Consider the following 22,846-nt stretch of genomic DNA (forward strand, 5'->3'; position numbering starts at 1 on the left):
AGCATCCGTGGCATGAGCGACGCGATTCCCCCGAGCAATCCGCAGCCCGAGCCCTCCCCGGGGGGCGGCGGGTACGGGTTCCCGCCGGGGCCGCCCGCGTCCGGCGGCTACGGCTACGGCTACCCGCCCGGCCCGTCCGCGCAGGGCGGCTACGGCTCCCCCTCCGGCCAGCCCCCGATATCCGGCGGCGGCTACGGCTTCCCCCAGCAGGGGCAGCCCAACCCGTACCAGCAGGAACCCTCGGCTCCGGACGCGGGCGGCGGGCAGTGGCCCCCGCAGCAGCAGGACCTGCCCGAGCCGCAGGGCCAGCTGTTCTCCCCGGCCCCGGCATCGGAGCAGCCGGACTGGGAGGCGATGGCCGAACGGTCGGAGTCGGAGCGGCGCAGGAAGCGGCTGTGGATGCTGGGCGGCGGGGTGACCGTACTGGCCCTGCTCGCCGGCGGCGGAACGTTCTTCCTGCTCGGCAGCGACGGCGACGGGCCGAGCGAGGCCGACAGCCAGCCCTCGGCGTCCTCATCGCCCACCCCGGAGGAGTCCGGCTCGTCGAAGGCTCCGGCGTACAGCGCCACCGTCGAGGGCGACGCGACCCTGCTGCGCGACAGCAGCGGCAAGACCGGCATCCGGCTGGGGCCCGACATGAAGCTGGGCCCGCTGGGCTCGCGCTTCCAGATCGTGGGCAAGGGGAACGCGAACTCGTACGCGCAGTCGGCGGAGCCGGTCGTGGACGTGACCAAGAGCTTCACCGTCACGGCCCGCGTCTACAGCTCCGCGGCCAAGGGCTCGCGCATCGCGGTGAGCCAGGGCGACGGGGAGTCGTTCTCGTTCGAGCTGGGCGTGAACGAGGTCAACGGCAAGCAGGCCTGGATCTTCCGGGTGCAGACCGGTGACAAGGGCGAGGCGGCGACCACGCGGACGGTGGCCGCCGAGGGGCTCAGCATCGTCAAGAATGCGACGCTGCTGATGGCGACGTACGACGCCGAGAAGAAGGTCATCGCCCTCTACGTCGACGGGAAGAAGGCCGGGGAGACCCCGGTGCCGCCGATCTGGCAGGCGCAGGGCCCGCTGCAGCTGGGCCGGTCCAAGCACCACAACATCTGGACCGGGGCCTGGCAGGGCGCCCTGCACAACATCCGGATCTACGACGCGGCCCTCACTGCGGAGCAGGCGGCCGCGTACAAGGAGGGCAAGCTGGGTGCGGCGGTGAAGCCGGCGCACTCCTGGCTGCTCACCTGAGGGGTCAGATGCTGACGCCGGCGTTGCGCAGGAAGGCGACCGGGTTCACGGCGGAGCCGTAGTTCGGCGTGGTGCGGATCTCGAAGTGCAGGTGCGGGCCGCTGGAGTTGCCGGTGTTGCCGGACAGCGCGATCCGCTGGTTCATGTTGACCTTCTGGCCGACCTTGACCTGGAGCTTCGAGAGGTGCGCGTACTGCGAGTACGTGTTGTTCGCGTGCTTGATCACGATGGCGTTGCCGTAGGCCGGGCCGTCGCCGCCGCCGTTGGGGCCGGCCTTGACGACGGTGCCGGCGGCCGCGGCCTTGACCGGGGTGCCGACCGGGACGGCGAAGTCCTGGCCGGAGTGCTTGTGGGACCACATGTTGCCGCCCTTGCCGAAGGTCGCGGACAGCGTGTACCTGTCCAGCGGCTTGATCCACAGGGACTTCTTCGCGGCGGGCTTGGCGGCCTTCGCCGCCTGGGCGGCCTGGGCGGTCGCCTGCTCGGCGACGAGCTCGGCGGTCCCGGTCAGGGCGGTCTGCGCGGTGTCTGCGAAAGCTGCGGTCGTTCCGGCACCGAGAGCGAGGACGGCACCGAAAGCGGTTACGCCGACGGCAATGCGGGTACGGGTGGTGTTGACGCGCTTCGCGGACATGAAGGAGACCTCCGGGGCCGGGGACAAGGACTGGATCACGCCCTGTTCGGGCATGAAGTGACCCGGCACGCTGAGCCGTGTGCCGGGCTGGCTCAACCTTGGTAACCCGCACCCCGCGACTTCCCCAAACGTCCCCGTTACTACCGGCGCTCGTAGGTCGGCTCGGGCGCTCCGCCCGGTTGACCGGCTCCCGGCTGGGGCAAAGGTCCCGTTCCGAGCCTCATTCGATCTACGAATCCGCCTAGTACGTCCGATTTGCCCTGTGCGGCTTGTCACCGGCTCAGGGCTTTCGACTGGCCGGTCCAGGACCTTGTCCGGGCAGCCGTCACTACGCTCCAGCGTCATGGACGCATCGGTGGCGGGGATACGGCTGGCCTCGGGGGTCGTGACCCCCCTCGTGATGAGGCTCTTCCAGGCAGAGGGCGCGGGGGCGGGGCTGGTGGACCGCCCCGTGCGGATCTCCTCCTACGTCGCCTGGCGCGAGAAGCGCGGCCTGGGCGGCGCCGACCTGCGCCGGCTCGCCGAGAAGCTGGTGGAGGCCGCGTTACGGGCCCCCGGCGAGCGGCCCCTGCCCCGCGGCGAGGAGGCCGGCGTGGCCGCCGCCCTCGCCGCGACCCTGCGCTCCCTGGGCAGCCTGACCCTCTCCGACCTGGAGGCCGTACGCCTCGGGCCCGCGGAGTTCGCCCGGAAACTGCGGGCCGCCGCCCCGCCCACGGGGCTCTCCCGGGACGCCGGGCTCTTCCACGACCGGCTGGTCGACCTGGCCTGCCTGCACATCCTGAACTTCTTCGCCCAGCGCTCCCACTTCGTGGCCGCGACCCTCGTGCACCAGTGCCGCCTGCACGCCGAGACCATCGACAAGGTGGACGAGATCCTGAGGCGGGTGGGCCCCCCGGATGCCCGGGATGCGGCCTTCGAGGAGCGGTATCTGGCCTATCTGGCCCTGCGCCACGGCGCCCTGACCATCTTCGGCCTGGACCTGGCCCCCGACGCCTCGCGCTGGCCGCTGGACGCCGCGTACGTGAGCCTGGAGGCCGCCACCGGGCCCGAGCCCGCCCCGGGAGCCGCGCCCGAGGCGGGCTCCGGCCGCTCCCACCTCCCCGCCGACCAGCTCTTCACCGCGCACCGCCGGGTCCTGCTCCGCGGCGAGGCCGGATCCGGGAAGACCACCCTGTGCCAGTGGCTCGCCGTCCGGGCCGTCCGGGACCGGCAGGAGGGCGGGCACGGCCGCATCCCCTTCGTCCTCCCCCTGCGCAGCCTCACCCGCAACGGCGCACCGCTGCCCGACCCCCGCGGGTTCCTCGCCGGCTCCTCCCTGGCCGGGGAGGTACCGCAGGGCTGGGAGAACCGGGTCCTGCGCGACGGGCGCGCCCTCCTCCTCGTGGACGGCATCGACGAGATCCCCGAAACCGAACGCCCCCGGGCCCGGGAATGGCTTGCGGACCTGATCACCGCCTACCCGCACAACCACTGGCTGGTCACCTCCCGCCCCTCGGCCGTGCGCCAGGACTGGCTGGCCGCCGAGCGCTTCGACGAGGTGCTCCTGACCCCGATGACCCCCGACCACGTCCGGGCCTTCGTCGACCGCTGGCACGCCGCCGTCCCCGCGGGGGACCCCGCCCTGTACACACCGCCGTCGGAGCTCCGGGCCCAGCTGCTGCACTCCCTGCGCGCCAAACCGGACCTGGGCCGCCTGGCGACGAACCCGCTGCTGTGCGGGCTCATCTGCGCCCTGCACCGCGAGCGCCGGGGATTCCTGCCCTCGGGCCGCAAGGAGCTCTACACGGCGGCCCTGTCGATGCTGCTGTACCGGCGGGACATCGAGCGGGGGGTCCCGCTGCCCGATCCGACGGAGGAGCCCCAGCTCCAGCTGCTCCAGCGGCTGGCGTACTGGCTGATCCGCAACGGCCGCACCGAACTGGACCGCAGCCGCGCCGAGGCCCTCATCGCCGACGCGCTGCCGGCCGTACCGGAGGCCGCGCGGATCCTGGGCCCGGCTCCGGCCGTACTGCGGCACCTGCTGGAGCGGACCGGGCTGCTGCGCTCCCCCACCGAGGACACCGTCGAGTTCGTGCACCGCACCTTCCAGGACTTCCTCGGCGCCCGCGCGGCCCTGGACGAGGGCGGCCTCGGGGAGCTGGCCGCCCACGCCGAGGCCGACCAGTGGGAAGACGTCATCCGCATGGCGGTCGCCCAGGGCCGCCCCCGCGAGCGCGAGGAACTGATCCGCGGGCTGCTCACCGCGCCCTCGGCCCGCTCCGTCCTGCTCGCCTTCGCCTCCCTGCAGTACGCCGCCGAGCTCGACCCCGGGCTGCGCCGCGAGGTCGAGACCGCGGCCGCGGCCCTCATCCCGCCGAAGAGCCTCCAGGCCGCCTACGCCCTGGGCCGGGTCGGCCCCCTGGTGCTGGACCTGCTCCCCGGCCCGGACACGGCTTCAGCGGAGGGCCTCGGCTACTACACGGTCGTGGCGGCGGGCTCGGTCGGCTCCGACCTCGCCATCCCGCTGCTGGCCCGCTACGCCCGGGACGACTCCGCGCTGGTGCAGAGCAGGCTGGCCGAGTTCTGGCCCCGGTTCGACAGCAGGCAGTACGCGCAGGAGGTCATCGCCCGGCTGCCGCGCATCCCGGAGACCCTCGCCGTGCACTCCGACGCCGCGCTGGAGGCGCTCGGCGAGTTCGCCCCGCAGGAACGCCTGAACGTGGCGGGCCCCGTGTCCTACGAGGCCCTGGCGGCCTACCGGCGCCGCACCCGCATCACCTCGCTGAGCATCCGCGACGACGCACGGCTGACCGGGCTGGGCTTCCTGCGCGGCGAGACCTCCCTGCGGACGGTGACCATCCGCGACTGCCCGGCGCTGACCGACCTCGGTGCCCTGGCCGCAATGCCCGTCGAGCGCGCCCAGCTCCACCTGAGCGGCCCCGTGGACGTCGCGGCCGTCACCGCGGGCTGGGGAGCGCTGCGCCAGCTCACCCTGGCCGGGCCGCACGCGCCCTGGTCGCTGAGCGACCTCTCCCCGCAGGCCTCCCTGCGGGCCCTCGGCCTCGGCCAGGACCCCGGCTCCCTGGCCGGTCTGGCCCGCCACGAGGACCTGCGCATCCTGCGGCTGCCCGAGTCCTGGGTCCCCGCCGGGCCCTCGGACTGGCAGGCCATCGCCTCGCTGCGCAAGCTGCGGGAGCTGACCGTCCCGCCGCAGGCCCTCGCGCACCTGCCGGGCACCCTGCGGCTGCCGCTGATCCGCACCGTGCGGCTGTACGGGATCCCCGGGGAGGCCGGGGCTCAGGCCGAGCAGCGGGTGCGCCACCACTTCCCCGAGGCGCAGACCACCCCGGCCGGCTGACGGCACGAAGGGGCGGCCCCGGAACCGACAGGTTCCGGGGCCGCCCCTTCGTACTGCTACCGCTGTGCGGTACTACGCGCCCTTCGACAGGTCCGGGCCGGAGCCCGTGGCCTCGATCGGGGGGAGGTCCGGCAGAGCCGACTTCTCCTCGCCGCGGAAGGTGAACTTGGCGTCGTCGCCCTCACCCTCCTTGCCGACGACCACGATCTGACCGGGACGCAGCTCGCCGAAGAGGATCTTCTCCGACAGCAGGTCCTCGATCTCGCGCTGGATGGTCCGGCGCAGCGGGCGGGCGCCCATGATCGGGTCGTAGCCGCGCTTGGCGAGCAGGAGCTTCGCGTCACCGCTCAGCTCGATGCCCATGTCGCGGTCCTTCAGGCGCTCGTCGACCTTGGCGATCATCAGGTCGACGATCTGGATGATGTCTTCCTCGGTGAGCTGGTGGAAGACGACCGTGTCGTCGACACGGTTGAGGAACTCGGGCCGGAAGTGCTGCTTGAGCTCTTCGTTGACCTTCGCCTTCATCCGGTCGTAGCCGGTCTTGGTGTCGCCCTGGGCCGCGAAGCCCAGGTTGAACCCCTTCGAGATGTCCCGCGTACCCAGGTTGGTCGTCATGATGATGACCGTGTTCTTGAAGTCCACGACCCGGCCCTGGGAGTCGGTCAGGCGACCGTCTTCCAGGATCTGGAGAAGGGAATTGAAGATATCCGGGTGGGCCTTCTCGACCTCGTCGAAGAGGACGACGGAGAACGGCTTGCGGCGCACCTTCTCGGTGAGCTGGCCGCCCTCTTCGTAGCCCACGTAGCCGGGGGGCGAACCGAAGAGGCGGGAAACCGTGTGCTTCTCGCTGAACTCCGACATGTCGAGGGAGATCAGCGCGTCCTCGTCGCCGAAGAGGAATTCGGCGAGCGTCTTGGAGAGCTCGGTCTTACCGACACCGGACGGACCGGCGAAGATGAACGAGCCACCCGGGCGCTTCGGGTCCTTCAGACCCGCACGGGTACGACGGATCGCCTGCGAGAGCGCCTTGATGGCGTCCTTCTGGCCGATGACCCGGCGGTGGAGCTCGTCCTCCATGCGGAGCAGACGCGAGGACTCCTCCTCGGTGAGCTTGAAGACGGGAATGCCGGTCGCGGTCGCGAGGACTTCGGCGATGAGCTCACCGTCGACCTCGGCGACGACGTCCATGTCGCCGGCCTTCCATTCCTTCTCGCGCTTGGCCTTCGCCGCCAGCAGCTGCTTCTCCTTGTCGCGGAGAGACGCCGCCTTCTCGAAGTCCTGGGAGTCGATGGCCGACTCCTTGTCGCGGCGCACGCCCGCGATCTTCTCGTCGAACTCGCGGAGGTCCGGCGGTGCGGTCATCCGGCGGATGCGCATCCGGGAGCCGGCCTCGTCGATCAGGTCGATCGCCTTGTCCGGGAGGAAGCGGTCCGAGATGTACCGGTCCGCCAGCGTCGCCGCCTGGACGAGGGCCTCGTCCGTGATGGAGACGCGGTGGTGGGCCTCGTAGCGGTCGCGCAGCCCCTTGAGGATCTCGATCGTGTGGGGGAGGGAAGGCTCCGCCACCTGGATCGGCTGGAAACGGCGCTCCAGCGCCGCGTCCTTCTCAAGGTGCTTGCGGTACTCGTCCAGCGTCGTGGCACCGATGGTCTGGAGCTCACCACGGGCCAGCATGGGCTTCAGGATGCTGGCGGCGTCGATCGCGCCCTCGGCGGCGCCCGCACCCACGAGGGTGTGGAGCTCGTCGATGAACAGGATGATGTCGCCGCGGGTGCGGATCTCCTTGAGGACCTTCTTCAGGCGCTCTTCGAAGTCACCGCGGTAGCGGGAACCGGCGACCAGGGCACCGAGGTCAAGCGTGTAGAGGTGCTTGTCCTTGAGGGTCTCGGGGACCTCGCCCTTGACGATCGCCTGGGCCAGGCCCTCGACGACGGCGGTCTTGCCGACGCCGGGCTCGCCGATGAGGACCGGGTTGTTCTTGGTCCGGCGGGACAGGACCTGCATGACCCGCTCGATCTCCTTCTCGCGCCCGATGACCGGGTCGAGCTTGGATTCACGGGCGGCCTGGGTGAGATTGCGGCCGAACTGGTCCAGGACGAGCGAGGTCGAGGGCGTGCCCTCGGCCGGGCCGCCGGCCGTGGCCGACTCCTTGCCGCCCCCGGAGTAACCGGAGAGCAGCTGGATGACCTGCTGCCTGACCCGGTTGAGATCGGCGCCCAGCTTCACGAGGACCTGGGCGGCGACGCCCTCGCCCTCGCGGATCAGGCCGAGCAGGATGTGCTCGGTGCCGATGTAGTTGTGGCCGAGCTGGAGGGCCTCTCGGAGCGACAGCTCCAGGACCTTCTTCGCCCGCGGGGTGAAGGGGATGTGCCCGGACGGGGCCTGCTGGCCCTGACCGATGATCTCCTCAACCTGCTGACGAACAGCCTCGAGCGAAATCCCGAGGCTCTCCAGGGCCTTAGCGGCGACACCCTCACCCTCGTGGATCAAGCCCAGGAGGATGTGCTCGGTGCCGATGTAGTTGTGGTTGAGCATCCGGGCTTCTTCCTGAGCCAGGACGACAACCCGCCGCGCGCGGTCGGTGAACCTCTCGAACATCGTTTATCGCTCCTCAGAGCGGTCGGGCAGTTCGGGGTCGGTCCCCGCCCTGTCCTTCCGCATGCTAGTCCCGCGGGGCGGGACAGCTCATTCCAACTGCCGACATCCGTCCGCGGCTCACCCCCACGTCGGTGAGGAAAACCGGCTTGAAGAGCCGACAACTGCTCCAACCCGATGGTGCGAGACGATGTTCCCGCAGGCCAGGCAGATACCCGTCACACGTGTACGCCGATGGCGAACGGAAGCCGGTCAAATCAGCGTGTCGCCCCGATCCACTAGGAATGTCTTACCCGTAAGGACTGACACTCCATGCCGGTGGCAGCGGTTCCCTCCGCTACGGGCGAACACGATTCCGTCTCAAATGCGGGACGCGGACGTCGCGGAGGTTTACGTTCCGCATTGATCCGGGCGCGGTGTGTCACCCCCGGCCGTAACCCGCCGCCGTTTCGGGAGTTGCTCCGGACATGGCCGTCAGCCCCGTCAGTGCCGTCAGTGCCGTCAGCGTTCCCGGCTCCCGCGTCGTGCCCGAGGAGGACGCGTACGTCTCCTGGTACGAGCGGGTCCTCGGCTGGACCCTCGCGGGCGGTCCGCCCGCCCAGCTCGTCACCGGGACCCGGTTCGACGTGCTGGAGGTGCCGTCCGATGCGGGGGCGGCGCTGTTGCGCAGGCGCGTCGGCACGGGTCCGGTGGCCCTCATGGGGCGCCGGATGCGGTTCCTGGTGGCCGCGGGGAGCGCAGAAGAGCTCGACGGGCTGCTCGACTGGCTCGAGTGGGGCTCGGTCGCCCTCGATCTGACCGCCCTGGGTGCGGGTGGCCGGATCACCGCCCCGGCTCCCCCTGCTCCCCGCGCCGGGGAGAGTCCCCGGGAGGCCGCCGTGTGGCTGCGGCCCCCCGAGCAGGGATGCGAGGCGTTCCTGCCGTCCCTGCCCGGTCCCGGGCAGGGCGCCGGACCCGCCCGCGGGCCCGATCTCGTACAGCTGGTCGCGGCGGCGGCGACGGAATGCCACCGCGCGCGCCTGCGGCGCACGGCCCGCACACCGGTGCGGGGAACCGTGGATCAGCCCTTGGCCTTCTCGTAGGCCTCGCGGATCTCGGCCGGCACACGGCCGCGGTCGTTCACGTTGTAACCGTTCTCCTTGGCCCACGCGCGGATCTCGGCGGTGTCCGGGTTACCGGTCGTCGCGGAGGCGCGGCCGCCCTTGGCGCGGGCGGAGGTCGCACGGCCACCGGTGCGGCGGCCGCCCTTGGTGAACGGGTCGAGCAGACCGCGGAGCTTTTCAGCGTTGGCGGTGGTGAGGTCGATCTCGTAGGTCTTGCCGTCCAGAGCGAACGTCACCGTCTCGTCCGCCTCGCCGCCGTCGAGGTCGTCGACAAGAAGGACCTGAACCTTCTGTGCCACCGGGATTTCCTTTCATCGAAAAGCAGTACGCGGAAAGGAAACCGCTTTTGCCTGGAAAACACAAACCCCCGGGAGAGGTTCGAGACCGCATCGGGGCGGGAAACGTGCGCGATTCGGACATAGGCCACAGGCCCCTCCGCCACCGGAATAGCCGGGGTGATCGATCAGAGGTGCAGAAGCATCCGACTGTTGCCCAAGGTGTTCGGCTTCACTCGTTCGAGACCGAGGAACTCGGCGACGCCCTCGTCATAGGAACGCAGGAGCTCCATGTACACATCGGTCTCGACGGGGGTCTCGCCGATCTCGACGAAGCCGTGCTTCGCGAAGAAGTCCACTTCGAAGGTCAGGCAGAAAACGCGGCTGACCCCCAGATCGCGGGCGGTGCGCAACAACTGCTCCAGCACCCGATGGCCGACGCCACCGCCCTTCAACTCCCGGTCGACGGCGAGAGTTCGGACTTCGGCGAGGTCTTCCCACATGACGTGGAGAGCCCCGCAGCCCACCACCTGGCCGTCCAAGGAGCGTTCCGCGACCCAGAACTCCTGGATGTCCTCGTAAAGGACGACGGGGGCTTTGTCGAGCAGGATCCGCTGCTGCACGTACTGGTCCAGCAGGCGGCGCAGCGCGGGAACGTCACCGGTGCGGGCGCGGCGGATCGTCACTGTTTCTGCATGTGCAGCGGAAAACTCTCCCATGGCCCCGGACGTTATCGCCCCGGGCCGTCCTGCGGCGCGGCGGAGTCCCCTTCCGGCGCAGGTGGCGCGGGTGCCTCGGGCGCTGCGGGTGCTTCTGCGGCGGGCTCGGCGGCCGGTCCGGCAGCGGTTTCCGCGGCCGGTTCGGCGGCCGGTTCGGCGGGCTGGACGATCCGTACGGCGTCACGGAGGGCTTCGCGCTGTTCCGCGGACATCATCCCGAAGAAGGCGACGAGAGCGGCCGCGGGGTTGTCGCTCGTCGACCAGGCTTCGTTCATCAGTGCGGCCGAGTAGGCGGCACGGGTGGAGACCGCCGTATATCGATAGGCGCGGCCTTCGGCTTCCCGGCGGACCCAGCCCTTCTGATGAAGATTGTCCATAACGGTCATCACCGTGGTGTAGGCGATGGACCGTTCCTGCTGGAGGTCTTCCAGTACTTCTCGAACGGTGACCGGGCGGTTCCACTGCCACACCCGCGTCATGACTGCGTCTTCGAGTTCTCCCAAGGGGCGAGGCACAGCAGCACGATAGTGCGGGTTGTGGGGAATTGCCCGGCTATTGGGCCGACAACGCGCAACTAAATCGGGCGAAAGCCGGTACGGCCGGGCAGGCCCCGTCACGCGGGAGGGGCCTTGTGCCCGGCGGGACGGCCGGTCCTACTTCTGGGACTGCTGGGCGGCCTCGGCCCGGGCGATCACGGCGTCGACCGCGGCGTCTTCCTTGGCCTTGTTCGCCCCGCCCTGGGTCTTCACGATCGTCACGACGAGGGCGATGAAGAACGCGGCCATCACGATGGGGGGCAGGAGCGCGGAGACGTAGTCCATGCCCCACAGCGTAGCTACCCCGCGGCGCGTCCGGCCGCCGGGGGCGGGACGGGCTTGCGGCGCGGCGGGAACACCTCGCCCGGGGTCGGGATCGGCCGCTCCGGGCGGGGCTCCTCCCCGGGCGGCTGCTTGGGCTGCGGGGAGGGCCCCGGCCGGGGCGGCTGCCCGCCGGCCAGCGCCAGCAGCCGCGTACGGGGCGCGGGGGCGGTCGAGAGCCGTCTGCGTACGGAGCGCTCCGCCACGGTCCGGGCCCGGTCGAGCAGGGCCGCCGCGACCGGGTTGGCGCGCAGGGCCCGCAGGGCGGCGAGGTCGTCGGGGAGCGGCTCGTACCCGGCGGCGAGCGCGTCCTGGAGCAGCTCCAGGTACCCGGAGAGGCTGCCGGGCAGGGCGCCCCGGTAGCGGCCCAGATCCTCCAGGAGGAAGGCTCTGAGCCGGTCGGCCTCCTGGACCGCGTCGTCCACCGACTGCGCGAGGCGCAGGCAGTCCTGGACCTCCTCGGCCGCCAGGGGGGCCGAGGAGGACTGAAGGGCGTGGGCGAGTGAGCGCATGAGCACGTGCAGCTCGGCAGCGCTGAACGCCATGCCGCCGCGGGATCCGTAGGGCGTGGGCATGGGCCGAAGATACGCGCTAATCGGACAAAATCCCCTCAGGGTGGCCGTTCTCGGCGCGCCGGTCCCGCTGCCGGAGGGCCTCAGCCGGTGGTCTTGACCGCCCGCAGGAAGTCGGACCAGGCCGCCTGGGTCGTCGCCAGGACGAGGTGGGCCGGGTCGGCCCGGTCGGCCACGCGCACCAGGGACCCGGGTGCGGTCGCCACGTAGACGCAGGCGTCCCCCTCACCGCAGAACGAGGACTTCCGCCACATGGGCTGAGCAGTCATGGTGTCTCCTCCGGTCACGGCCTCCGCCGGTCTTTTCCGTGGAGGGACGTTAGCGCCACGCCGGAGCCGAACCGATGACTTCCGCGGAATTCGGCGATTCGTACCAGGTCGCACCTGGTCATAGAGGGTCATACCGGGTCGCACCGCTACAGCCGGGAAACGAACGCCGCGACCGCCTCCCGGACGTCCGCGGCCGTCCACTCCAGGCCCGGCTGCGTGATCTCCAGCTCGGTCACCGCCAGCCCCGGCGGTCCGTCCGGGGACCACCGGCGGAACAGGACCGTGCCCGTCTCCTCGGCCAGCCGCAGCCCCGCGTCCGTCAGGCGGTCCGCCTCGTACGGGAGCCACACCTGGAACTGGTGGGTGTGCGGCTCCTGCGGGTGGACCCGGAACCAGGGCACCGGCGCCTGCGCGAAGGCCTCCCGGAGCGCCCCGGCCACCACCCGCGCCTGCGCCACGTACTGCGGCAGCCGGGGCAGCTCCCGCTCCAGCCCGGCCAGCGCCGCCAGCGCCTGCGGGAACTGGCGGAAGACGCGGCCCCCGTACCGGTGGCGCCAGACCCGGGTCTCCTCCACGAAGGCGGCGGACCCGGCGAGGGCGGCGCCGCTGAGCCCGCCGAGGGACTTGTAGAAGGAGACGTAGACCGAGTCGGCCAGGGCGGCGATCTCCGGCAGCGGGCGGCCGAAGTGCACCGTGGACTCCCACAGCCGGGCCCCGTCGAAGTGGACCACCGCGTCCCGCTCGCGGGCGGCGTCGACCAGCTCCGTCAGCTCCTCCCACGACGGCAGCAGGAAACCCGCGTCCCGCAGCGGCAGTTCCAGCATCAGCGTGCCGAACGGCTCCGGGAGGTCGCGGACCTCCGCCGGCTCCGGCTGGCGGGCCTCCGTCGTCGGGTGCACCGTCCGCAGGCCGGCGACGACCGGCAGCGCGGCCTCCTCCCACCGCTCGGGGTGGCTCATCGGGTGCAGGGCCACGACCGGACTGCCCGTACGCCCCGCCCAGCACCGCAGGGCGACCTGCTGGGCCATCGTCCCGGACGGGAAGAAGGCCGCGTCCTCGGTGCCCAGCAGCTCCGCGACCCGCCGCTCCAGGGCGGCGACGACCCCGTCGCCGTAGACGTCGGCCGGTTCGTCCGTGTCGTACGGGGCCCCCGCGAGCGCCTCCAGCAACTCCCCGACCGTCGGCTCCAGCAGGCTGCGGGACAGCACCCGCTCCGCCCCGCGCCAGGCCGCCACCAGTCGCTTCGTACGCTCCGTGTCGTCGCTCATGCCCCGATCATCGCCGACCCGGTGAGGCGGGCGGACCGGGCTCGTCTGCGTGGATGACGCGGCCAGGGCCTAGCATGGCGGCGTATCGTCCGGTACCCCCCGCGGACTGGAACGGAAGGCCCTCCCCGCGTGAACTCATCACAGCAGCCGCGCCCTGCCCGGCTCGCCGTCGGCGTCGTCGGAGCCGGCCGGGTCGGTCCCGCACTGGCCCGCGCCCTCCAGCAGGCCGGACACCGGCCCGTCGCCGTGTCCGGGGTCTCCGACGCGTCCCTGCGGCGCGCCGCGCGCATGCTGCCCGACGTGCCGGTGGTCCCGCCCGCCCAGGTGCTGGAACACGCCGACCTGGTGCTCCTGACCGTCCCGGACGACGCCCTGCCGTCCCTGGTCGAAGGGCTCGCCGAGACCGGCGCGGTCCGTCCCGGCCAGCTCCTCGTCCACACCTCCGGGCGGTACGGGACCGCCGTGCTGGACCCCGCGCGGCGCGCGGGCGCCCTGCCGCTGGCCCTGCACCCGGCGATGACCTTCACGGGCACCGAGGTCGACGTGCAGCGGCTGGCCGGCTGCTCCTTCGGCGTCACCGCCCCCGAGGAGCTGCGGCTCGCCGCCGAGGCCCTGGTCATCGAGATGGGCGGGGAGCCCGAGTGGATCGCCGAGGAGGCCCGCCCGCTGTACCACGCGGCCCTGGCCCTCGGCGCGAACCACCTGGTCACCCTCGTGGCCCAGTCGATGGAGCTGCTGCGCAAGGCCGGGGTCGAGCACCCCGACCGGATGCTCGGCCCGCTGCTCGGCGCGGCCCTGGACAACGCCCTGCGCTCCGGGGACGCCGCCCTGACCGGGCCGGTGGCCCGCGGCGACGCCGGTACGGTCGCCGCGCACGTCTCGGAGCTGCGCAAGCACGCCCCGGGCACGGTCGCCGGGTACCTGGCCATGGCGCGCACCACCGCCGACCGGGCCCTGGCGCACGGGCTGCTCAAGCCCGAACTCGCCGAGGACCTGCTCGGCGTGCTCGCCGACGACACCGACCACAGCGGGGGCGACGACCTGTGAGCGGGATCCTGCTCGACACTTCCGAGGAGCTGCAGAAGCTCCCGCGCACCGGCCGCCGGGCCGTGGTGATGACCATGGGCGCCCTGCACGAGGGGCACGCCACCCTCGTGCGCACCGCCCGCGAGCTGGCCGGCCCCGCGGGCCAGGTCGTGGTCACCGTCTTCGTGAACCCCCTGCAGTTCGGGGCGGGCGAGGACCTCGACCGCTACCCGCGCACCCTGGACGCCGACCTGCGCATCGCCCGGGAGGCCGGAGCGGACGCCGTGTTCGCCCCGGCCGTGGACGAGGTCTACCCGGGGGGCGATCCGCAGGTGCGGATCAGCGCCGGGCCCATGGGGGAGCGCCTGGAGGGGTCCACCCGCCCCGGCCACTTCGACGGGATGCTGACCGTCGTCGCCAAACTGCTCCACCTCACCCGTCCCGACCTGGCCCTCTTCGGTCAGAAGGACGCCCAGCAGCTGGCGCTGATCCGGCGCATGGTGACCGACCTGAACTTCCCCGTCGAGGTGGTCGGCGTACCGACCGTCCGCGAGGAGGACGGGCTGGCGCTGTCCTCCCGCAACCGCTACCTCTCGCCCGCCGAGCGGCGCACCGCGCTGGCGCTGTCCCGGGCCCTGTTCGCCGGGCGCGACCGGCTCGCCGCGCAGGCGGCGCTGCGCGCCCGCGCCGAGGCCTCGCCGGCCAGCGACGGGCGGGCGACCGCCCTGGCCCGGCTCGGCGAGATCCGGGCCTCGGCCGACGCGCACGCCGTCTCGGCCTCGGGCAGCGGGCTGCCGGACGCCGTACGGGCCGCCGCGCGCCACGTCCTGGAGGAGGCGGGCCGCCAGGACCCGCCGCTGGTCCTGGACTACCTGGCGCTGGTCGACCCGCAGGACTTCTCCGAGGCCGGCCCCGGCTTCACCGGGCAGGCCGTGCTGGCCGTCGCCGCGAAGGTGGGCACGACCCGGCTGATCGACAACATCCCATTGGAGTTCGGAGCACACTCGTGAACAGCGCAGGCAGAGGCACCCAGCCGGGCGGCACCGGCATACGGCTGCACGCCCCGGCTCCCGGCTGGTCCCTCGAAGCCGACGTCGTGGTCGTCGGTTCGGGCGTCGCGGGCCTGACGGCCGCACTGCGGTGCGCCGCCGGGGGCCGCCGTACGGTCGTGGTCACCAAGGCCCGCCTCGACGACGGCTCCACCCGCTGGGCGCAGGGCGGCATCGCCGCGGCGCTCGGTGAGGGCGACACCCCCGAGCAGCACCTGGACGACACCCTGGTCGCGGGTGCGGGCCTGTGCGACGAGGCCGCCGTACGGCTGCTGGTCACCGAGGGCCCGGACGCCGTGCGCCGGCTCATCGCGGCGGGCGCCGTCTTCGACACCTCCGCCGCGACCGGTGAGATAGAGCTGACCCGCGAGGGCGGCCACCACCGGCGGCGGATCGCGCACGCCGGCGGCGACGCCACCGGCGCCGAGATCTCCCGGGCGCTCGTCGAGGCCGTGCAGGCCGCCGGCATCGAGACGGTGGAGAACGCGCTGGTCCTGGACCTCCTCCAGGACGCCGAAGGCCGTACGGCGGGCGTGACCCTGCACGTCATGGGCGAGGGCCAGCACGACGGGGTGGGCGCCGTCCACGCGCCCGCCGTGATCCTGGCGACCGGCGGCATGGGCCAGGTCTTCTCCGCCACCACCAATCCCTCGGTGTCCACCGGCGACGGCGTGGCCCTCGCCCTGCGCGCCGGGGCCGAGGTGTCCGACCTGGAATTCGTGCAGTTCCACCCGACGGTGCTCTTCCTCGGCCCGGACGCCGAGGGGCAGCAGCCCCTGGTGTCCGAGGCGGTCCGCGGCGAGGGCGCGTACCTCGTCGACGCGGACGGCGTCCGCTTCATGACCGGCCAGCACGAGCTCGCCGAGCTGGCCCCGCGGGACATCGTCGCCAAGGGCATCATGCGCCGCATGCAGGAGCAGGGCGCCCGGCACATGTACCTGGACGCCCGGCACTTCGGCGCCGAGATGTGGGAGCAGCGCTTCCCGACGATCCTGGCCGCCTGCCGCTCCCACGGCATCGACCCGGTGACCGAGCCGATCCCGGTGGCGCCCGCCGCGCACTACGCGTCCGGCGGCGTACGGACGGACCTGCACGGCCGCACCACGGTCCCCGGGCTGTACGCCTGCGGCGAGGTCGCCTGCACCGGTGTGCACGGCGCGAACCGGCTGGCCTCCAACTCCCTGCTGGAGGGCCTGGTCTTCGCCGAGCGGATCGCCGACGACATCGTCACGCAGGCCCGCACCGGCAGCGGCCCGGGCATCCCGGTGCCCGCGACCGGCCCGCTGCAGCCCGCCGAGGCGCGCTACGAGATCCAGCGGATCATGACGGACGGCGCGGGCGTGCTCCGCTCCGCCGGGTCCCTGCACCGGGCCGCCGAGGCCCTCGAAGGGCTGTACGCGACGGCCCTGAACGAGCTGGAAGCCCACGGCAAGACCGCCGAACCGGGGGTGGAGACCTGGGAGGCCACGAACCTGCTGTGCGTGGCCCGCGTCCTGGTCGCCGCCGCCGAACGGCGCGTGGAGACCCGCGGCTGCCACTGGCGCGAGGACCACCCGGACCGGGACGACGCCGACTGGCGCCGCCACCTCGTCGTCCGGCTCTCCGCGACCGAGCGGCGCGCCCTGGTCGTCACCCCGACCGACTCCGCGGACTTCCCGTCCGTACGCGTCCCCCTGACCTCCCCGAATCCCCCCAGCCTGGAGAAGTGACCGTGAGCACCCCCGAACTCCCCCTGATCGAGCAGCCCGCCGACAACGACGGCGGCTGCGGCGACGACTGCGCCTGCGGCGACGGCGAGGAGAGCGGCCTCGACCCGGCGCTCGCCCAGCTGCTCGCGGACGCGGGCCTGGACCCGATCGAGGTCGAGGACATCGCGCACATGGCGCTGTCCGAGGACCTGGACGGCGGTGAGGACGTGACCACCGTCGCCACCGTCCCCGAGGACGCCGAGGCGATCGCCGACTTCGTCGCCCGCGAGGGCGGCGTCGTCGCGGGCCTGCGGATCGCGGAGGCCGTGTTCTCCGTGGTGTGCACCGACACCTTCGAGGTGGAGCGGCACGCCGAGGACGGCGACCGCGTCGAGGCCGGCCAGCTGCTGCTCTCCGTGCGCTCGCGCACCCGTGACCTGCTGACCGGTGAGCGCAGCGCGCTGAACATCATGTGCCGGCTGTCGGGCATCGCCACGGCCACCCGCCGCTGGGCGGACGTCCTGGACGGCACCACGGCCAAGGTCCGCGACACCCGCAAGACCACCCCGGGCCTGCGCTCGCTGGAGAAGTACGCGGTCCGCTGCGGCGGCGGCGTCAACCACCGGATGTCGCTGTCGGACGCCGCGCTGGTGAAGGACAACCACGTGATCGCGGCGGGCGGGGTCGCGCAGGCCTTCAAGGCCGTCCGCGAGGCCTTCCCGGAGGTGCCGATCGAGGTCGAGGTCGACACCCTGGAGCAGGTCGGCGAGGTCCTGGAGGCGGGCGCCGACCTGATCCTGCTGGACAACTTCACCGTGACGCAGACCGCCGAGGCCGTGGCCCTGGTGGCCGGGCGCGCCACCCTGGAGTCCTCCGGCCGCCTGACCCTCGACTCCGCCCGCGACTACGCCCTGACCGGCGTGGACTACCTGGCCGTGGGCGCGCTGACGCACTCCTCCCCGATCCTGGACATCGGCCTCGATCTGCGCGAGGCGGTGTAACCCGTGCTCCTCACCATCGACGTGGGCAACACCCATACGGTCCTGGGCCTGTTCGACGGTGACGAGATCGTCGAGCACTGGCGCATCTCGACCGACCCGCGGCGCACGGCCGACGAGATGGCCGTGCTGCTCCAGGGCCTGATGGGCATGCACCCGATGCTCGGCAGCGAGCTGGGCGACGGGATCCACGGCATCGCGATCTGCTCGACGGTGCCCTCGGTGCTGCACGAGCTGCGCGAGGTCACCCGTCGCTACTACGGGGACGTCCCGGCGGTGCTGGTGGAGCCCGGCATCAAGACGGGCGTGCCGATCCTCATGGACAACCCGAAGGAGGTCGGCGCGGACCGCATCATCAACGCGGTCGCGGCCGTCGAGCTCTTCGGGGGTCCGGCGATCGTGGTCGACTTCGGTACGGCGACCACCTTCGACGCGGTGTCCGCGAAGGGCGAGTACGTGGGCGGGGTGATCGCCCCGGGCATCGAGATCTCGATGGAGGCGCTCGGCGTACGGGGCGCCCAGCTCCGCAAGATCGAGCTGGCCCGCCCGCGCAACGTGATCGGCAAGTCCACGGTCGAGGCGATGCAGTCGGGTGTGGTCTACGGGTTCGCGGGGCAGGTCGACGGGGTCGTCACGCGGATGGCCAAGGAGCTCGCGGGTCCGGGCGGCGCCCCGGACGACGTCCGTGTCATCGCGACCGGCGGCCTGGCCCCGATGGTCCTCGGGGAGTCCTCGGTGATCGACGACCACGAGCCGTGGCTGACCCTGATCGGTCTGCGACTGGTCTACGAGCGCAACGCGCCCAAGTTCAGCCAGTAGCCGGGCCGGGCCTTCGGCGGGCCCGGCCGGGCAGGCGGCCGGGCCTGCGGCGGTCCGGCGCTGGTCAGCAGGCGTGCGGGCGGGTCAGCAGGCGGTGCAGAGCGGCCCTCCAGGGATGCCGGGCCGGGCGGCCGTCGAGGACCGCCCGGAGCTGTTCGTAGTTCCTGGCTTCGCGGAGCACGGCGAGGTCGTCCCGGCCCGGCGGCGGGGGCATCGGGTCGCCGTGCTGCGACGCCCGGTAGGTGTCGATGAGGTACTGCTCGATCGCGCTCATGCCTCCACCCTCACCCCGTCGGCAGCGCACCGCGCGCCGATTGACGTCACGCGTCAATCATCCCCCCTCCGAGCCCTGTGACCAGGGGCCCGGCCCCGGTGCGGGCCACCCGTCCGGCCCCGCCCGCCGCGGGGTCCGCGGTCCCCCGTCCGGCCCCGCCCGGGCTGCGGCCCGGCGCCCCGGGCGGCAGGCGCACCGGCAGAATGGGGCGATGAGCGTCACCATCGACATCGCCGGGCTCCCCGCCGAGCGGATCTCCTTCACGCCCTCGCCGCTCGCGGAGCTCTGCATGGCGCTGCACGCGCTCTCCCAGCCCGCCCATCACCCCGGGCTCGCCTCCTGGACCACCGCCACCGCCGCCACGCTCGACCCCTGCCTGGCCGACCGGCTGCTGGAGGGCGACTTCATGTGGCGCAGTTCGTTCTCCGACATCTTCATGCCCTTCGCGGGCACCCCCGGCGGGACCGGGCGTCCCGCCGCGACCCTGGCCGGGGAACTCGACGTGCTCGACCGGCTGGACGACGAGCAGTTCGTGACGGCTGCCCTGGAGCACTGCTGGATCGCGCTGTACAACGAGGGCGGCTGGCCCTCCCCGCTGACGGATGCGGGGGCCCGGGCCAAGGCCCTGGAGACGGCCGCCGCCCGCGGCCCGCGCCAGCTGGACTTCTCCGTCCGGCTGCTGGACGACCCGGGCTCCGTACGGGTGTGGATGCGCCGGCTCCTGGAGGACTGCGACGAGGCCTTCTTCGCCGAGACCTGGAAGCGCATCGAGCCCGGGCAGAGCGCGGACGCCCGGCACAAGACCGAGGTGCTGCGGCGCAAGGGGCTGCCCGCCGCGCTGAAGGAGGTCTCCTCCGCGCTGAGCGTGGACGGGGGCCTGACGACGATCACCGCCGACAAGATGGTCAACGGGTCGACCACCGCCACCGATCCCCGGATGGGGCCCGGGCTGGTCTTCATACCGACCAACTTCGGCTGGCCGCACCTGCTCGTGCTGCACGCACCGGGCTGGCGTCCCGTGGTCCACTACCCGCTCGGCTCCCCCCAGCTGGCCTCGGCGCCCGGGCCGGTGGAGCTGCTCCAGCGGCGGATGGAGGCGCTGGCGCACCCGATGCGGATGACCCTGTGCCGCAGCCTCGCCCGGGCCCCGTACACGACGAGCGAGCTGGCGACCGTCCACGGGATCACCGCGCCCGAGGTGTCACGGCACCTCGCGGTCCTGAAGAAGGCCGGGCTGATGCACACCCGGCGTCAGGGCCGCTACGTCCAGCACCAGTTGGACCTGTCCGTCGTCGCACGGCTGGGGTCGGACCTCATAGAGGGACTGCTCCGCTAGGCGGAATGACCGGTTCCTGACGGCGCAGAGTCACCGATATACGGAATTCATAAACCGGAATCGGCGAAAACTCTGGTCAGAGTGGCCACTTCTTGTTTAACGTGCGTCAACCGCTCCCCCCGCGTACCGCGTGCACCGCTTCTGCTCGCCTTGTTGTCGTGGAAGGACCTTCATGCCCTCTCGTCGTATAGCCGCAGCAACTGCCGCACTGGCAGCTGCGGCCCTTGTCTCCCCGCTGCTCCTCGCCGGCCCCGCCGGTGCCACCGGGAGCCCGCAGAGCGATGCCGCCCGGGGCGACGCACTGGCCAAGAAGCTGGTCAAGGAAGCGACCGGCAAGGGCGCCAACAACCACCTCAAGGTGTTCCAGTCGATCGCCGACTACAACAACGGCACCCGCGTGGCCGGTTCCAAGGGCCACGTGCAGTCCGCCCAGTACATCGAGGCCGTGATGCGCGCGGCCGGGTACAAGGTGACCCGCAACGAGTTCGACTTCGTCTACGTCGAGGCCCTCGCCGAGAAGCTCACCGTGAACGGTCCGGCCGGACGCGACGTCCCGATCCACCTGATGACGTACACCGCGAGCGGCCCCGAGGGCGGTGTCACCGCGCAGGTCGCGGTCGCCCCGGTCGACGCGGACGGCACCAACGGCTGCGAGCCCGGCGACTTCGCCGCGGGCGCCTTCACGGGCAAGATCGCCCTGGTCAAGCGCGGCGGCTGCGCCTTCGCGGTGAAGCAGCAGAACGCGGCCGCGGCCGGCGCGGTCGGCGCGGTCATCTACAACAACACCGACGGCGCGCTGAACGGCACCCTCGGCGACCCGGCCGTGGGCAAGGTCCCGACCGGCGGCGTCACCCAGGCGGAGGGCGAGAAGCTGGCCGCCGAGGCGGCAGCGGGTCCGGTCGAGGTCACCCTCGACATCCGCGAGCTGCGCGAGAACCGCAAGACCTTCAACGTGGTCGCCGAGACCCGCGGCGGCGACGAGAACAACACCGTGTTCCTCGGCGCCCACCTCGACTCGGTCGCGGCGGGCCCGGGCATCAACGACAACGGATCCGGCTCGGCCGGCATCCTCCAGGTCGCGCAGCGCCTCGCGAGCAGCCAGTCGAAGATCAAGAACAAGGTCAAGTTCGCCTGGTGGTCGGCGGAGGAGTTCGGCCTGCTCGGCTCCGAGGCGTACGTCGCCGGGCTGACGGACGCCGAGAAGAAGAAGATCAAGCTCTACCTGAACTTCGACATGATCGCCTCGCCGAACGCCGCCTACTTCGTCTACGACGGCGACGACTCGGACGCCACGGGCGCCGGTCCCGGCCCCGAGGGCTCCGCGCAGATCGAGCGGGGCATCACCGGCTTCCTCGACTCGAAGAACATCCCGCACGAGGGCACCGACTTCTCCGGCCGCTCCGACTACGGCCCGTTCATCGAGGTGGGCATCCCCTCCGGCGGCACCTTCACCGGCGCCGAGGGCATCAAGACCGATGCCCAGGCGGCCAAGTTCGGCGGCCAGGCGGGCGTCGCGTACGACGTGAACTACCACGGCAAGGGTGACGACATCACCAACATCGACCAGAAGGCGCTCGACATCAACGTCGACGTCATCGCGGACGCGGTCGGCCACTACGCCCACGACCTGGCCCCGCTGACGAAGCCGGTCGTCCCACAGCCGTCCACCCCGGGTACGGGCAGCGGCGGCGGCCTGCACGAGGGCCACGGCCACGAGGTCACGCAGTAGCAGCTAAAGCAGTACCTTTCGGCGGGGCCGGTTCCTTCGGGAGCCGGCCCCGCCGGCGTGTCAGGTCCGCGCCGCGCCCGGCCACGGGGCGGTGCCCACGGGCTGGACCAGCCAGCCGAAGGCGCCCAGGCCGCCGCGGGCGGTGAGTTCCGCCGCCTCGCCCGCCGCCGCCAGGGCCCGGACGTAGCCCGCCGGGTCCGTACCGGCCAGGGCCAGCGGGGGCCGGGCCCCCGAGACCCCGAGGGCGCCCAGCGCCTCGCGCTGGGTGAGCAGCGTCGCGCCCGGTCCCGCACAGGCGTCCAGTGCCACATGCGCGGTGACATCACAGCTGCCGTCGGGGACGGGCGCCGCCTCGCGGCCCGCGCGGAAGCCGGTCAGGGTGCCGAAGGGGGGCCGTGCGTCCCGGGTGTGGGCGTAGTCCACCGCCACGGCCAGGCCGCGGTCCAGCGTCGCCACGGCCGCCGCCCAGGCCTCGTCGCGGGCCCGGCCGATCTCCGCGCGGCCCGGCTCCGGCCACCACCGCTCCAGCCAGGCCCGGTCCGCCTCGTCCAGGGGGCCGCCCCGGCTCTCCGTACCGTCGGGCGCGACCAGGACGTAGTGCCCGTCCTCGGCGATCTCCAGCGGGACGTTGTCCAGCCACTCGTTGGCGAAGAGCAGCCCCGTGGTCCCCGCGGGCGGCTCGGCGGTCCAGCGGATCCGCGGGTCGAGCCCGCCCGGCCGCTCCGCCCGCTCCACGGCGTACGGCCGCACGCGCGCGGCCACCTCCGGCGGCAGGGCGGCGAGCACACCGGCCACCAGCTCGCCGCGGCCGGCCCCCATGTCCACCAGGTCCAGTCCGGCCGGGTGGCCCAGTTCGGCGTCCAGCCACAGCAGGAGCCTGGCCACGGCTCCCGCGTACAGCGGGGAGGCGTGCACGGAGGTGCGGAAGTGTCCGGCGGGACCCGGCCCGCCGGGGCGCACGTAGAAGCCGCCGGGCCCGTACAGCGCGGCTTCCATCGCCGTGCGCCACCGAACCGGAGCAATGCGTTCATCCTGGCTGCTCATCGCCCCCAGGTTAAGCTCGCC

The 22,846-nt window shown here is 72.5% G+C and carries 21 protein-coding genes; 10 read left to right on the forward strand and 11 right to left on the reverse strand.

Annotation, left to right across the window (positions count from 1 at the left end; translation table 11 throughout):
* The first annotated feature begins 12 nt into the window (after window positions 1-12).
* Window positions 13-1,233, forward strand: a complete 1,221-nt coding sequence (locus IO30_RS0101305) for a LamG-like jellyroll fold domain-containing protein (protein ID WP_031138329.1) — start codon at window positions 13-15, stop codon at window positions 1,231-1,233.
* A gap of 4 nt (window positions 1,234-1,237) precedes the next feature.
* On the opposite strand, the gene IO30_RS0101310 is transcribed toward IO30_RS0101305, so the two are convergent.
* A complete protein-coding gene (locus IO30_RS0101310; RefSeq protein ID WP_031138331.1) occupies window positions 1,238-1,867 on the reverse strand; it encodes a M23 family metallopeptidase in 630 nt (209 codons plus the stop codon).
* 343 nt (window positions 1,868-2,210) lie between these two features.
* On the opposite strand from IO30_RS0101310, the gene IO30_RS0101315 reads away from it, so the two are divergent.
* A complete protein-coding gene (locus tag IO30_RS0101315) occupies window positions 2,211-5,204 on the forward strand; it encodes an NACHT domain-containing protein (protein WP_051901775.1) in 2,994 nt (997 codons plus the stop codon).
* A 72-nt stretch (window positions 5,205-5,276) separates the two neighbouring features.
* Here the strand turns inward: IO30_RS0101315 and IO30_RS0101320 are convergent, their stop codons facing one another.
* Window positions 5,277-7,802, reverse strand: a complete 2,526-nt coding sequence (locus IO30_RS0101320) for an ATP-dependent Clp protease ATP-binding subunit (RefSeq protein ID WP_031138335.1) — start codon at window positions 7,800-7,802, stop codon at window positions 5,277-5,279.
* Between the two features lie 464 nt (window positions 7,803-8,266).
* Here IO30_RS0101320 and IO30_RS0101325 point away from each other — a divergent pair, with 464 nt between their 5' ends.
* The gene (locus tag IO30_RS0101325) at window positions 8,267-8,881 is read left to right on the forward strand and encodes an SCO3374 family protein (protein ID WP_051901777.1); all 615 of its coding nucleotides are present in this window, start codon (window positions 8,267-8,269) and stop codon (window positions 8,879-8,881) included.
* Here IO30_RS0101325 and IO30_RS0101330 read toward each other — a convergent pair.
* The 7 genes from IO30_RS0101330 to IO30_RS0101360 all read right to left on the reverse strand — a co-directional run bounded on the left by IO30_RS0101330 (window position 8,860) and on the right by IO30_RS0101360 (window position 12,862).
* A complete protein-coding gene (locus IO30_RS0101330; protein ID WP_031138339.1) occupies window positions 8,860-9,201 on the reverse strand; it encodes a histone-like nucleoid-structuring protein Lsr2 in 342 nt (113 codons plus the stop codon). The genes IO30_RS0101325 and IO30_RS0101330 overlap by 22 nt on opposite strands.
* Window positions 9,202-9,365: 164 nt before the next feature.
* A complete protein-coding gene (locus tag IO30_RS0101335; RefSeq protein ID WP_031138341.1) occupies window positions 9,366-9,896 on the reverse strand; it encodes an amino-acid N-acetyltransferase in 531 nt (176 codons plus the stop codon).
* 11 nt (window positions 9,897-9,907) lie between these two features.
* On the reverse strand, window positions 9,908-10,411 hold the full coding sequence (locus IO30_RS0101340) for a BlaI/MecI/CopY family transcriptional regulator (RefSeq protein WP_078903726.1): 504 nt from the start codon (window positions 10,409-10,411) through the stop codon (window positions 9,908-9,910).
* Between the two features lie 138 nt (window positions 10,412-10,549).
* Window positions 10,550-10,717: a hypothetical protein gene (locus IO30_RS45830; RefSeq protein ID WP_031138345.1), complete on the reverse strand. Its 168-nt coding sequence runs from the start codon at window positions 10,715-10,717 to the stop codon at window positions 10,550-10,552.
* A gap of 14 nt (window positions 10,718-10,731) precedes the next feature.
* On the reverse strand, window positions 10,732-11,328 hold the full coding sequence (locus IO30_RS0101350; RefSeq protein ID WP_031138346.1) for a hypothetical protein: 597 nt from the start codon (window positions 11,326-11,328) through the stop codon (window positions 10,732-10,734).
* Window positions 11,329-11,408: 80 nt separating this feature from the next.
* Window positions 11,409-11,594, reverse strand: a complete 186-nt coding sequence (locus tag IO30_RS0101355) for a DUF397 domain-containing protein (protein ID WP_031138348.1) — start codon at window positions 11,592-11,594, stop codon at window positions 11,409-11,411.
* Window positions 11,595-11,740: 146 nt separating this feature from the next.
* Entirely contained in the window at window positions 11,741-12,862 is a 1,122-nt protein-coding gene (locus IO30_RS0101360) for a threonine aldolase family protein (protein WP_031138350.1), read from the reverse strand.
* A 129-nt stretch (window positions 12,863-12,991) separates the two neighbouring features.
* On the opposite strand from IO30_RS0101360, the gene IO30_RS0101365 reads away from it, so the two are divergent.
* From IO30_RS0101365 to IO30_RS0101385, 5 genes are read left to right on the forward strand one after another with little or no spacing between them, the layout of a single operon-like run.
* Window positions 12,992-13,909: a Rossmann-like and DUF2520 domain-containing protein gene (locus IO30_RS0101365; protein ID WP_031138352.1), complete on the forward strand. Its 918-nt coding sequence runs from the start codon at window positions 12,992-12,994 to the stop codon at window positions 13,907-13,909.
* Window positions 13,906-14,898 (forward strand): pantoate--beta-alanine ligase, encoded by a 993-nt coding sequence (panC, locus tag IO30_RS0101370; protein ID WP_031138354.1) that lies wholly within the window; start codon window positions 13,906-13,908, stop codon window positions 14,896-14,898. The genes IO30_RS0101365 and panC overlap by 4 nt, the downstream gene beginning before the upstream one ends.
* A complete protein-coding gene (locus IO30_RS0101375) occupies window positions 14,895-16,646 on the forward strand; it encodes an L-aspartate oxidase (protein WP_031138356.1) in 1,752 nt (583 codons plus the stop codon). The genes panC and IO30_RS0101375 overlap by 4 nt, the downstream gene beginning before the upstream one ends.
* Before the next feature lie 2 nt (window positions 16,647-16,648).
* Entirely contained in the window at window positions 16,649-17,626 is a 978-nt protein-coding gene (gene nadC / locus IO30_RS0101380; RefSeq protein ID WP_031138358.1) for a carboxylating nicotinate-nucleotide diphosphorylase, read from the forward strand.
* 3 nt (window positions 17,627-17,629) lie between these two features.
* Window positions 17,630-18,442 carry a type III pantothenate kinase gene (locus tag IO30_RS0101385; RefSeq protein WP_031138360.1) on the forward strand — a complete coding sequence of 271 codons (813 nt, stop codon included), beginning with the start codon at window positions 17,630-17,632 and terminating at the stop codon, window positions 18,440-18,442.
* Between the two features lie 64 nt (window positions 18,443-18,506).
* Here IO30_RS0101385 and IO30_RS0101390 read toward each other — a convergent pair whose 3' ends face one another.
* Entirely contained in the window at window positions 18,507-18,716 is a 210-nt protein-coding gene (locus tag IO30_RS0101390) for a hypothetical protein (RefSeq protein WP_031138362.1), read from the reverse strand.
* A 211-nt stretch (window positions 18,717-18,927) separates the two neighbouring features.
* Between IO30_RS0101390 and IO30_RS0101395 the strand changes: the two genes are divergently transcribed.
* Window positions 18,928-20,052: a DUF5937 family protein gene (locus IO30_RS0101395; protein ID WP_031138364.1), complete on the forward strand. Its 1,125-nt coding sequence runs from the start codon at window positions 18,928-18,930 to the stop codon at window positions 20,050-20,052.
* A 172-nt stretch (window positions 20,053-20,224) separates the two neighbouring features.
* The gene (locus tag IO30_RS0101400; RefSeq protein WP_031138366.1) at window positions 20,225-21,781 is read left to right on the forward strand and encodes a M28 family metallopeptidase; all 1,557 of its coding nucleotides are present in this window, start codon (window positions 20,225-20,227) and stop codon (window positions 21,779-21,781) included.
* Window positions 21,782-21,841: 60 nt separating this feature from the next.
* On the opposite strand, the gene IO30_RS0101405 is transcribed toward IO30_RS0101400, so the two are convergent.
* The gene (locus tag IO30_RS0101405; protein WP_051858910.1) at window positions 21,842-22,825 is read right to left on the reverse strand and encodes an SAM-dependent methyltransferase; all 984 of its coding nucleotides are present in this window, start codon (window positions 22,823-22,825) and stop codon (window positions 21,842-21,844) included.
* Window positions 22,826-22,846: the final 21 nt, after the last annotated feature.

The organism is Streptomyces xanthophaeus (genome assembly GCF_000725805.1).
GTDB lineage: Bacteria > Actinomycetota > Actinomycetes > Streptomycetales > Streptomycetaceae > Streptomyces > Streptomyces xanthophaeus.

Coding starts and splice junctions, on each gene's coding strand:
- IO30_RS0101305 (WP_031138329.1), top strand. CDS start 13: ATGAGCGACGCGATTCCCCCGAGCAATCCGCAGCCCGAGCCCTCCCCG.
- IO30_RS0101310 (WP_031138331.1), bottom strand. CDS start 1,867: ATGTCCGCGAAGCGCGTCAACACCACCCGTACCCGCATTGCCGTCGGC.
- IO30_RS0101315 (WP_051901775.1), top strand. CDS start 2,211: ATGGACGCATCGGTGGCGGGGATACGGCTGGCCTCGGGGGTCGTGACC.
- IO30_RS0101320 (WP_031138335.1), bottom strand. CDS start 7,802: ATGTTCGAGAGGTTCACCGACCGCGCGCGGCGGGTTGTCGTCCTGGCT.
- IO30_RS0101325 (WP_051901777.1), top strand. CDS start 8,267: ATGGCCGTCAGCCCCGTCAGTGCCGTCAGTGCCGTCAGCGTTCCCGGC.
- IO30_RS0101335 (WP_031138341.1), bottom strand. CDS start 9,896: ATGGGAGAGTTTTCCGCTGCACATGCAGAAACAGTGACGATCCGCCGC.
- IO30_RS45830 (WP_031138345.1), bottom strand. CDS start 10,717: ATGGACTACGTCTCCGCGCTCCTGCCCCCCATCGTGATGGCCGCGTTC.
- IO30_RS0101350 (WP_031138346.1), bottom strand. CDS start 11,328: ATGCCCACGCCCTACGGATCCCGCGGCGGCATGGCGTTCAGCGCTGCC.
- IO30_RS0101355 (WP_031138348.1), bottom strand. CDS start 11,594: ATGACTGCTCAGCCCATGTGGCGGAAGTCCTCGTTCTGCGGTGAGGGG.
- IO30_RS0101360 (WP_031138350.1), bottom strand. CDS start 12,862: ATGAGCGACGACACGGAGCGTACGAAGCGACTGGTGGCGGCCTGGCGC.
- IO30_RS0101390 (WP_031138362.1), bottom strand. CDS start 18,716: ATGAGCGCGATCGAGCAGTACCTCATCGACACCTACCGGGCGTCGCAG.
- IO30_RS0101395 (WP_031138364.1), top strand. CDS start 18,928: ATGAGCGTCACCATCGACATCGCCGGGCTCCCCGCCGAGCGGATCTCC.
- IO30_RS0101400 (WP_031138366.1), top strand. CDS start 20,225: ATGCCCTCTCGTCGTATAGCCGCAGCAACTGCCGCACTGGCAGCTGCG.
- IO30_RS0101405 (WP_051858910.1), bottom strand. CDS start 22,825: ATGAGCAGCCAGGATGAACGCATTGCTCCGGTTCGGTGGCGCACGGCG.